At 71.9% G+C, this 2,035-nt stretch carries 1 protein-coding gene; it reads left to right on the forward strand.

All coding sequences use genetic code 11. From position 1 onward, the window contains the following. Positions 1 to 2,035 (forward strand): condensation domain-containing protein (locus tag ASC87_RS28335; RefSeq protein ID WP_157604435.1); only part of this gene is annotated, 2,035 nt, incomplete at both ends.

Raw genomic sequence — 2,035 nt, forward strand, 5'->3', positions numbered from 1 at the left:
GGAAGACCTGGGCGGGGTGGACCTGTCGCGCACGGTGGGCTGGTTCACGAGCGTCCACCCGGTGGCGCTGGCCGCGGGCGGGGAGCCCGGCGTGGCGCTCAAGCGGGTGAAGGAGATGCTGCGGGCGGTGCCGCGCCGCGGCCTCGGGTTCGGGTTGCTGAAACCCGCTGGTGTGCCGCGCCCGCAGGTGATCTTCAACTACCTCGGGCAGTTCGACGGCAGCTTCGAGCACGGGGCCGTGTGGCAACCCGCTGCAGAGCAGGGCGGGTCCCCGCGCGACGGGCTCGCGGCGCGCGAGCACGCGCTTTCGATCGACGGGCGCGTCCAGGGGGGCGAACTGCGCATGGACGTCACCTACAGCGCGGCGCGCCATGACCGGGCCACGGTGCAGGCGTTCGCCGACCGCTTCCGTCACGAGCTCGAGGCGCTGGTGGCCCATTGCATCGGCGCACCGGGCGGACTCACGCCGTCGGACGTTCCACTCGCGGCGCTGACCCAGGCGGACCTGGACGCATGGCCGGTGCCGGCTGCACGGGTGGCGGACGTGTACCCGCTGTCGCCGATGCAGGAAGGCCTGCTGTTCCACAGCGTCTTCGAACCGATGGGCACGGCCTATGTCAACCAGCTGCGCGTCGACATCGGTGGCCTGGACGTGGTGCGTTTCAAGGCGGCATGGCAACACGTGTTCGACACGCATGACGTGTTGAGAACTGGGTTTGTCCACGCCGGCCGGCCGCTGCAGTGGGTGGCGCGAACCGTGGCCTTGCCGTGGCAGGACCTGGCCGAGGCCGACCTCGACGCGCTCGCGCAGGCCGAGCTGCACCGGCCGTTCCACCTGGCCGAGCCGCCGCTGATGCGGTTCGCGCTGGTGCGCCTTCCCGGCGGCCGCCACCATTTCATCTGGACGCACCACCACCTGCTGCTCGACGGCTGGAGCACCTCACGCCTGATGGGCGAGGTGCTGCGCCACACCACGGGACAAGCGGCCGAGCCCGCGGCCCCGCGGTTCCGCGACCACATCGCGTGGCTGGGAGCGCAGGACCGGGCGGCGTCGCTCCGGTTCTGGTGCGACCAGGTCGGGGCGCTCGACGAACCGTCGCTGCTTGCGCCGGGGTTCGCGGCGGGGCCGCTCGCAGCGCGTGCGCTCGCGCTCGACCGCGACACCACGGCCCGCGTGGCCGCGGTGGCAGCGCGGGAACGCGTGACCGTCAACACACTGGTGCAGGGCGCGTGGGCGCTGGTGCTGTCGCAGCACCTCGGCCGTGGCACCGTGTGTTTCGGTGCAACCGTGTCGGGCCGGCCCGAGGCACTCGCGGGTGCCGACCGCATGCTCGGCCTGTTCATCAACACACTGCCGGTGTGCGTCTCGCTGCCCCCGGCGGTGGCCGCTGGCGACTGGTTGCGTGCGCTGCAGGCGAGGAACCTCGCCGCGCGCGAGCACGACCACGTGCCGCTGCACGCGATCCAGCGCGAGGCCGGGCGGGGCGGCCAGGGCTTCTTCGACAGCATCGTCGTGTTCGAGAACTACCCGGTCGACGAGACCTTGCGCCAGCAGGCGCCTGCAGGCCTTGTGTTCAATGGGCTGGTCAACCGCGAGGAAACGAACTATCCGCTGACGCTCGTCGTGCATCACGGCGACACCCTGGCCATCGAGATTCGGCACACGCTCGATGGGGTGGCCGCCGAGCGGTTGTCGGACACGATGCGTTCGCACCTGCTCGCGCTGGCGGACCGCTGCGGCGAACCGTTGGGCCAGGTCGTGGCCGATGCCGCGCCGCACCCATTCGAACAAGGTGGCCCGAGGGAACCGGCACGCCACGCGGTGATCCGCGACATCGAGGCGCAGGCGGCCGCGCGGCCGGAGGCGGCGGCGGTGGTGTACGGCGAGGAGGTGGTGACGTACGGGGCGCTGAACGCGCGGGCGAACCGGCTGGCGCACCGGCTCATCGAGGCGGGGGTGACACCCGACGAGCCGGTGGGCGTGGTGCTGTCCAGGTCGGTGGAGATGGTGGTGGCGCTGCTGGCGGTGATGAAG

Origin of the sequence: Rhizobacter sp. Root1221 (genome assembly GCF_001425785.1) — a bacterium.
In the GTDB taxonomy this organism is placed as follows: Bacteria; Pseudomonadota; Gammaproteobacteria; order Burkholderiales; family Burkholderiaceae_C; genus Rhizobacter.